This is a genomic window from Leisingera sp. JC1, assembly GCF_001679925.1.
In the GTDB taxonomy this organism is placed as follows: domain Bacteria; phylum Pseudomonadota; class Alphaproteobacteria; order Rhodobacterales; family Rhodobacteraceae; genus Leisingera.
In genome coordinates, this window is the sequence record NZ_LYUZ01000094.1 from 43,479 (window position 1) to 51,694 (window position 8,216).

The window sequence follows — 8,216 nt, forward strand, 5'->3', positions numbered from 1 at the left end:
CTCACCGTTGATATTCAGAGACAAGTCCAAGGACACTGTCTTTAACTATTCCGTGCGATTTTGCGGCCGCAGCGAACGGCGGCAATGACGGGCTGGACCGCAACGACGAGGTCCATCGGCTAGTGTCCGCTATGGGCCGTGAGTAAGTTTAGGAGAAGTGATTGGCGTTTAGTGAGAGGTTCCTTTCGGCTTTGGGGCGGTGGCAAAAAGGTTGGCGAGAGCAGCCCAACTTGCGTTTGAAGATTGCCAGCGAATTAGAAGCGGCAATCGATGACACCGACTTGCCCAAAAACTTCCAGATCGTTAACGAACAATGTTATCGCAAGAGATTCTTGGTGCCAAACAACCCTGTAAATGGTGGTGATTTAGGCCCATTGTTCCTAAATGGGGTCCTTCCGGAAGGCGTGGCAAGTTGGACTGTCGACAAAAAGTTCGCACAAGAGTTTAAGGACCCAACCCGAGAAGGCACAATTGCAGCCATCTTCTCTCACATTCCGGAACCAAACGAGGTTTTGCTGAACATTCCCGCCCTATGGGAGGATCCGTCGTTTCAAAGCGCCGCCGAACAGTTCCGTGTTCGAAACGGAGAAAGCTCTGACGCGCTTTTCCATTTCAGGTTCCGCCAAAGTGAAGTGATACTTCGTGCTGATCTAAAGTATGATGAGCTTATTCATATCTGTGGGCGTAGTAGCCCATTTGAAAGAATTTGCGAGTTGCACGGTTTATGGTCCGAAGCAGAGCGCGATGACCTATGGAAGGAATTTGTGCAAGCTGACATCTTTCCCGAAGAGGCGTTTTCTTTAACAAAAGAGGGAACGCGGGCAGCAATGGATCGTGCGAAAAGTAGCTTTCTTGAGAAACATAGGTCAACAATAGAAACCGTGCTAACGCAACCCAACCAAAGCCGTGAAAGTCCGCTTTGATGGGCCGCACTGCAGCATGGCATTGACCAGACCTATGTCCGGAACGGGCCGTTTTGTAACGCCATCCTTTTTGTTAGTTCGGTAGCATGACATTCTGTACCAAATCTTGGCGTGATCGCCTTGTCGATACACTTCACCTTCTGCATGAGGTGCAAAGCCCATTCCTGGAAGCGTATTGGCGAAGGCACGGCTATCCCGTTGTTGTTACCTTTAACGGTAGGGATGAGACACCTTACCCTAAAGATGATCTGCTTTGGCTCTACGACACCTCATTAGAAGCCACACGAAACGAAGAGGTTAAATACTACCGCAAACTTCGTGCCGCCCTCGATCCGGTTCGCGGCATCTTGCGATCTCACCCAGCCTTGAGCAGGGCTCTCGGACCTATGGTCGGAAACGACAAGTTTATGGTTGAGATGCCCAATGGTGCTTCACTTACTTGGTTGAGCTGGTTTGTGGTTGGTTTAATGCAGCGAGCCAGCGAGTTTTCAACATCAGGTTTCGAAAGTGCGGCGGAAGAACTCGGCGCGCTTCTAAACGCAAGTATGACAACATTGAGCGTCGAAGTCCCCCGTGATCTTGACCTAGGCTACGACGCATTGCTGTTCTCCGGACCAAAAATCGATAGGCCATTAGAACTGAAGTCAGGACTCAAGGTAGTGCCTTTCGCATCCCTAGAGGCATGGGTCGAGCCAAGTTGGATCCGTGATTACCTTCCTGAGCACGTTGACCGCAGGGACTGGAGGCAAATCGGAGCAATTGTCCGGCCATTTCGCTGGCGGCCACACATGGCCCGAATGAACAAACCTAGCGACAAAATGATGCCCTCGAGACCCGGCTTTGAGGAGGAGGCGTTCTGTTTTCTTGAGTTGTTGGCTGTTTCTAATCAGACGCCGATTATCCCTTTTGTGCTTGTGAATGACTGCCTTCATCAAGCCGCAACCTTACTACTGGGAAAATTGCGAGGTCCGGGTAGCAAGGTACATGTCGATACTGTCGACTGGAGACACGATCCTTTTCGGAACCCTCCAAAATTGCATGAGAATGCAATACAGCAGGCTGTTAGCGTCTTTGAGCGTCGGGAGACGTCAGCTTTTAAGCGACTTGAATTAGTCCGCCGACGTTTGTCAGAGTCGCTTGCTCGAGAGGGGCGCTTTGCTTTGGACGACCGAATTCTAGATGTATCGCAGTCCATTGAGCTGATGCTCGAAATCCGTGGAAACAATGTTGGGAAAAAGTTTGTATCGGAGTTAGCGGACCTCCTTTCGTCCGATGCGGAGCACAATGCGGCAATTCGCGCCGCAGCGAAGAAATTCTATAATGTTAGATCCGCTATTGTTCATGGGCCGAGTGACGAACACCGAAGACGCTTGATGCAGGAACGCGCTCTGACATTCAGAAGCGGCTTCAATCTCGCACAACAAGCATACTTCAAGCTGATCCATGACAAAAATTAGCAGGCCTGAGCAAAAGGCAGCTTTTGGGAAGCTGCAGCGCAGCATCGCTTGCGTGCGTGAACGGCAGCAACGGGCCGGATCATACGCAATCAGCCTTGGATCTTCGGAGCAGTGAAGAACACGTCACTGAACGGACATCGGTCGCAGCATGTCATCGGAGTCAAGGTTAAGTGCGCTGCGCCAGAGCGGGCTTTTGAACACATGACACACCTGCTTGGCAGGGCCGTCTTCGCGGGTCTCGAGTAGCAACCCCGCCCATCCGAGCGGTCGCAGCACGCAAGATGAGAACGCGGCCATCTCTCGCCACTCCGCGGTGTGCCAATCTTGTGGCTCACCGTAGAAGGCTTCGAACAAAGCAGCCTCGGTCGTTCCCTGATCAGCCTCTACGTTTATCACGTTCATCCAAACGTCCCATTCTCCTATGGGGCGGTCGTCGAAGCGCGCATAGGCAGCGTGATCGATCCGGAACACAAAGTATGGGATCAGCTTGGAAAACAAGCGGCCAGGGGCTTGTGCCAGTTGTGTACCACTCTTGGTCAGCCGAAATTCTCCCTTGAAGTGACGTCCCAGGCGCAGGGAGATCAGCAGGAAATGCAAAACCTCGAGCGGGGGAAACTCATACTCATTGATCACCTTGTTGTAGCGGAACATCTCTTCTGCACTTCTCCCCGGCCAGTCGAAATGCTCGACGGCCCAATGGACGAAGACGCGCTTGAAGGCCTTGGTTTTGGTCAAACCGATTGATCCGTGCTTCTGCGCATATTGCAGAGTAAGCAGAGCGCCCCGAAGCAGCGGAGAATGCGCGAGGTCGGGATGGTCATCGGCGAGAGTGCGGAATTCGATCATGCCAGGATGCTGCCACAGTCCGCGCTGTAGTGCCATGATGTCCGCACAGGGTGAATTTGGCGTTATCAGAATTTCGCGCCTGCAGCGAATGGCCAGTATGACAGGCCGCGCGGCAACATGCGGCTTAATGCTGAATGGCAGTTGTGGGCCGGTCACGTCTTGAAGGGCGATCACAGGTCGCAACTTTGCTCCGGCAGCTTCCTGCAGCTTCGCTGCCGCTGGTTCACCCCGCAGCATCACATGAGGTAGCTGGGCCCTGCCGAAGGTCCGTTTTCGGGAAAATCACAATGGAATTTTGCACGGACAGCATCTTTGGCACTCGCCACCATGTCTATGTCTGCTCCGGGCTGTGACTGACGTGCTGCGCCAGCGAAGGGCCGCCCCCAAGGCAATGACGGTTGAGGGCTCGCAGCCGACCTCGGATGCGGCGCAGTATCCGCCTTGACCCAAGCCAGCGGTTAGAACGGCCCTTTGTTGCCTTTGGCCACTGCGTTCCTTCGCTGCACTGCGGCCCGCAATTGCTGATGGGGTGGATGGCTCCTGCTTCAACCGGCGTCGCGATGCGCCATAGTGCAGGTGTCTAAATCTGCTTTTGAGAGGAGCCACCCCATGCAAGTTACCACAATCGGCGTTGATCTGGCCAAGAACGTGTTTCAGGTCCATGGGATCACTGCCACTGAAGACGTGGTGTTCAATAAGCCCCTGCGACGGGCGCAGTTTCTGCCCTTCTTTGCGAAGTTGGAGCCCTGCCTGATTGGCATGGAGTCCTGCAGTAGCGCCCATCATTGGGCCCGCGAACTTACGGCCCTGGGCCACGAGGTTCGGTTGATCCCGCCGATGTATGTGAAGCCATACGTCAAACGCGGGAAGTCTGATGCCATTGATGCCGAAGCAATCTGCGAAGCAGTGACCCGACCGACCATGCGCTTTGTGGCGATCAAGACCGTCGAGCAGCAGTCGCTGCTTTCACTGCATCGGGCCCGTGACCTACTGGTTCGCCAAAGGACACAATTGATTAATGGATTGCGCGGTCTGGTCGCCGAGTTCGGTATCTACATCCCCAGAGGGCTGGCCCGCGTGATTGGGTTTGCTGAGGATATCACCCTTGGTGAAGTGCTCGACTTGCCAGACATAGCCAACGAGGTGATCCGTAACCTGTCAGAACAGCTCATGGCTTTGCATCAGCGGGTCCGCTGGTACGAAGAACGTCTGAAGCAAGTTGCAAAAGAGGACGCGCGTGTCCGCCTGCTGCGCACGGTCCCTGGCGTTGGTGCGGTGACAGCCTCTGCGATCATTGCCAGCATCGGCGACGGGCATCAGTTCAGGAACGGGCGGGAGTTCGCGGCTTGGCTGGGCCTGACACCGGTGACCAAGTCCAGCGGTGGCAAGGAGAAGCTAGGTCAGATCACAAAGATGGGTGATCAATATTTGCGATCGTTGCTTGTCGTAGGCATGACATCATTGGTCCGACAAACACGGTCACACCCCGAACGCGCCAGCAAGTGGCTGGCATCCTTGCTCGAACGCAAACCTGCTCGCGTCGCAACCGTCGCCATGGCTAACAAGACCGCCCGGATCGTCTGGGCGGTGCTCACCCGCAACGAACCTTTTAACCCACACGCTGCAGCCTGAGACGAAAGGAACCACGAGTTAGCAAGACCCGCGAGATGATGGTGCATAAGTCAGCCGCCAAAACCAGGACACCCCGCCGAATGTCCCGGGCGTCATAGCCCGCATTGCTGTAAGGGACCTGGTTTGCGGAACCCATCAGGGCCAGCGGTTGAAACCGCGCGAACAGGCCGGACACATGACTGCTTCTGACAATTGCACAAATCAGATCAAAAATGTCTTGCTATGCAGGAGCCATCCACACAGGACATTCGCTGCGACGCCGAAATCTGATGCTGGGTGAATTTACACACTGCNCATAAGTCAGCCGCCAAAACCAGGACACCCCGCCGAATGTCCCGGGCGTCATAGCCCGCATTGCTGTAAGGGACCTGGTTTGCGGAACCCATCAGGGCCAGCGGTTGAAACCGCGCGAACAGGCCGGACACATGACTGCTTCTGACAATTGCACAAATCAGATCAAAAATGTCTTGCTATGCAGGAGCCATCCACACAGGACATTCGCTGCGACGCCGAAATCTGATGCTGGGTGAATTTACACACTGCGGACCAAGCTGCCTTTCAATTCGTTCGCACAAATGTCTGCTGTCGGAGTGGAGCATTGATCATCGCTCTGAACCACGCACAGGCAGCTTACTAGACGCCTTCATCTCTTTGAGTGACAGGTTCGAGCGAATGCTGGTCACACCAGGCAAGCGCCGCAACGTGCTGTCGACAAAGGCGCTGTAGTCATCCAGATCGCGCGCGACCACGATAAGCAGAAAATCATCCTCACCCGTGGTGTTGTGGCAGGCGAGAATATTGGGCGTGACCTCAATAATGCGCTGGAACTCGGCAGTCGCGGCCTGATCGTGCTCTGAGCAGCTCAATTGAACGAAGGCCATCACGCCGAGCCCCAGCTTTCGGCGATTGAGGTGGGCCTGGTAGCCCTCGATAATGCCTGTCTCTTCCAGTTTCTTGAGCCGCCGCCAACACGGGGTTTCGCTCATGTTCAGGTGCTCAGCCAGTTTGGCGTTGGTCATGCGCCCGTCGCTTTGAAGCAGTTCGAGAATCTGTGCGTTGACTGTGTCGATACCGGACAAGGGAAGAGTTACCTCAATTACCCCTCACGTTGAGGGCTTTCTGCTCAAAATAATCACACATGAGGGCAGAATGGCAAGGTAATTTCCCCGTCACGTGATAGCTTCCGCTCAGCCAGTCGATAAAGCCGAAAGATCCTGCCATGAAAGCTGTCCTGTTCGAGAAGTTCCAAGAAGCCCCCAAAGTCGTAAACGTGGCGGATCCTGCGCCCGAAGCGCATGGGGTCGTCCTCAAAGTGGAAGCCACCGGGGTGTGCCGTAGCGACTGGCACGGTTGGATGGGTCACGATAGCGATATCGAGCTTCCTCACATCCCCGGCCACGAACTGGCTGGTGTGGTCGAGGCGGTCGGCAAGGACGTGAAGAACTGGAAGGTAGGCGATCGGGTTACCGTGCCGTTCATTTGCGGCTGTGGATCCTGCAGCGAATGTCATGCCGGGCATCAACAGGTGTGCCTGCATCAGGAACAGCCCGGCTTCACCCATTGGGGTAGCTTTGCGGAATATGTGCCGATCCATCAGGCTGACCTGAACGTGGTCGCTCTGCCTGAGGTGATGGATTTTGCCACCGCTGCAAGTCTGGGTTGCCGGTTCGCCACCTCGTTCAGGGCCGTAATCGACCAGGGCAAGGTCAGCGCGGGCCAATGGGTCGCCGTGCATGGGTGCGGTGGTGTTGGCCTGTCGGCTGTGATGATTGCCAGCGCGGCGGGGGCGAATGTGATCGGGGTCGATCTCGACCCGGCGAAACTGGCTCTGGCCAAGGAGCTTGGCGCTGTCGCAGCCATCGACGGCAAGGGCGACGTGGTCGAGGCGATTAAGGAGATTACCAAGGGCGGTGCGCATGTCTCGCTGGACGCGCTTGGCCATCCCGCCACTATGACCAACTCGATCCTCTGCCTGCGGCCACGGGGCAAGCACATCCAGGTGGGCCTGATGCTGGGTGATCACGCTGCCCCAGCCGTGCCAATGCCCAAGATCGTCGGTCAAGAGATCGAATTGCTCGGTTCCCACGGGATGCAAGCCCATCGCTATGGCGCAATGCTCGATATGGTCGAAAGCGGCAAGCTGAACCCTGCACGTCTTGTCGGCGACAAGATCAGCATCGACGCCGCCCCAGAGGCATTGATGAACATGGATAAGTTCCAGTCGGTCGGCGCGACCGTCATCACGAGCTTCTGAGCTATGGATAAGATTGCATTAATCGGCGGTGGCAACATGGCGTCGGCCATCATTGGCGGCATGATCGCCAGTGGGTGGGCGCCCTCGCGGATCACGGTTGTCGATCCGAATGCCGAACAGAGAGATCGACTGGCAAGTGAGCACGGCATCCTCACGACAGAGGATGCGGCCGATGCCACTATCGCAGACATCATCGTGCTTGCTGTCAAACCACAGGTCATTGCCGCTGTGGCCAAGCAAATCAACGCCGACCTGTCTGGCAAACTGATCCTCAGCATTGCCGCCGGGGTTACGACTGCATCGCTTGAAAGCTTCTTTGGACCGGTGGCCATCGCCCGCACCATGCCCAACACGCCAGCTCTGCTTGGTCTAGGGGCGACGGGGCTTTACGTAAACGAACACACGACCGAAGCACAATGTGCAGCGTCTAAAGCCATCATCGAGGCCTTCGGCATTTGCGTCACCGTCGAACGTGAAGACCTTCTAGATGTTGTCACGGCGGTGTCGGGCAGTGGCCCGGCCTATTACTTCCTGATGATCGAAGAAATGATCCGGGCCGGAACCACCCTGGGTCTGTCCCCGGAGGACGTCAAGGCGCTGACCCTGCAAACGGCGCTTGGCGCTGCCACCATGGCCAACAAGGGAGATGCGCCAGAGGTGCTCAGAGCCCGCGTCACGTCACCAAACGGGACAACCCATGCGGCCATTGTCTCGATGCAGGAGAACGGCTTTGGGGACGTGATCGCAAAGGCAATGACCGCCTGCCGCGACCGGGCCGTCGAACTGGGGAAGGCATAGCAATGATCATTCGATGGTGGCGCGCCGTGGCCGGGTCTCAGGCCGTTCTTGACCAATATGTAAATGCTGGATTGAATTTCCCCGGAAGTGCTGGCGCAAATTTCCCCACCTCGCGGGTTCGGCGATCAGCCGCGATGGTGATCGGCACCTCCGTTTTTTGGTGGCCGGCCGCGCCGTTTCGGCGGGAGCGGCGGTGCAATGTTGGCATGGGCGCGGGTGTGCTCGGGGATCAGGTCAGCATGTTTGCGCAACCGGTAGCTGGCGCCCTCGATCTGGACCACAACGGCATGGTGCAACAGTCGGTCC

At 56.1% G+C, this 8,216-nt stretch carries 7 protein-coding genes and 1 pseudogene; 6 read left to right on the forward strand and 2 right to left on the reverse strand.

Annotation, left to right across the window (positions count from 1 at the left end; translation table 11 throughout):
- The first annotated feature begins 236 nt into the window (after positions 1-236).
- Positions 237-923: a hypothetical protein gene (locus A9D60_RS14285; protein ID WP_217492064.1), complete on the forward strand. Its 687-nt coding sequence runs from the start codon at positions 237-239 to the stop codon at positions 921-923.
- A gap of 86 nt (positions 924-1,009) precedes the next feature.
- Positions 1,010-2,380 carry a HEPN domain-containing protein gene (locus tag A9D60_RS14290; protein ID WP_141117928.1) on the forward strand — a complete coding sequence of 457 codons (1,371 nt, stop codon included), beginning with the start codon at positions 1,010-1,012 and terminating at the stop codon, positions 2,378-2,380.
- Positions 2,381-2,503: 123 nt separating this feature from the next.
- On the opposite strand, the gene A9D60_RS14295 is transcribed toward A9D60_RS14290, so the two are convergent.
- Complete coding sequence (locus A9D60_RS14295; RefSeq protein WP_065268220.1) at positions 2,504-3,226, reverse strand: hypothetical protein; 723 nt, start codon at positions 3,224-3,226, stop codon at positions 2,504-2,506.
- Between the two features lie 609 nt (positions 3,227-3,835).
- Here A9D60_RS14295 and A9D60_RS14300 point away from each other — a divergent pair.
- Positions 3,836-4,858: an IS110 family transposase gene (locus A9D60_RS14300; RefSeq protein ID WP_065268217.1), complete on the forward strand. Its 1,023-nt coding sequence runs from the start codon at positions 3,836-3,838 to the stop codon at positions 4,856-4,858.
- Positions 4,859-5,460: 602 nt separating this feature from the next.
- Here A9D60_RS14300 and A9D60_RS14305 read toward each other — a convergent pair.
- Positions 5,461-5,937, reverse strand: a complete 477-nt coding sequence (locus A9D60_RS14305) for an Lrp/AsnC family transcriptional regulator (protein WP_083194205.1) — start codon at positions 5,935-5,937, stop codon at positions 5,461-5,463.
- A 140-nt stretch (positions 5,938-6,077) separates the two neighbouring features.
- Between A9D60_RS14305 and A9D60_RS27355 the strand changes: the two genes are divergently transcribed.
- The 3 genes and pseudogenes from A9D60_RS27355 to A9D60_RS27235 form a co-directional block, all read left to right on the forward strand.
- Positions 6,078-7,112 (forward strand): zinc-dependent alcohol dehydrogenase family protein, encoded by a 1,035-nt coding sequence (locus A9D60_RS27355; protein ID WP_065268218.1) that lies wholly within the window; start codon positions 6,078-6,080, stop codon positions 7,110-7,112.
- Between the two features lie 3 nt (positions 7,113-7,115).
- Entirely contained in the window at positions 7,116-7,910 is a 795-nt protein-coding gene (proC, locus tag A9D60_RS14315) for a pyrroline-5-carboxylate reductase (RefSeq protein WP_065268219.1), read from the forward strand.
- A 2-nt stretch (positions 7,911-7,912) separates the two neighbouring features.
- Positions 7,913-8,216, forward strand: a pseudogene (locus A9D60_RS27235) (hypothetical protein); the annotation flags it as partial.